Source organism: Aliivibrio sp. A6, from assembly GCF_028765505.1.
Taxonomy (GTDB): Bacteria; Pseudomonadota; Gammaproteobacteria; order Enterobacterales; family Vibrionaceae; genus Aliivibrio; species Aliivibrio finisterrensis_A.
Window position 1 is genome coordinate 1 of sequence record NZ_JARACR010000149.1, and the last position, 415, is coordinate 415.

General features: G+C 37.6%; 1 protein-coding gene. It reads left to right on the plus strand.

The window, feature by feature from the left end:
- A partial coding sequence (locus tag PVK70_RS18960) for a tautomerase family protein (protein ID WP_274441726.1) occupies positions 1 to 325 on the plus strand: 325 nt, incomplete at its 5' end.
- Positions 326 to 415 lie beyond the last annotated feature (90 nt).

The window sequence follows — 415 nt, forward strand, 5'->3', positions numbered from 1 at the left end:
GATCCAATCGTGTCTTAATTCTGAAATTGGTTTACCTGAAGATAAGCGGGCTCATCGTTTTATGCTAATGGCTAAAGAAGATTTCTATTATCCAGATGGTCGTAGTAACGCTTATACCGTGATAGAAATAAATATGATGGAAGGTAGGACGGTTGAAACGAAAAAGGCATTAATTAAGTCTTTATTCTCTACAATTGAATGTGAATTAGGAATATCCCCGATTGATGTTGAAATTACCATTAAAGAGCAACCTGCTCATTGTTGGGGTTTCAGAGGTATGACTGGCGATGAAGCAAAAGATCTGAAATATCAGGTCAACGTATAACAAAGCAATCAACACGATGCTATTACACTCGGCATTCGCGGTTTGAAGTATAATTGGTTTTGAAAGTAAGTCGTTCGCACGTGTTATTGC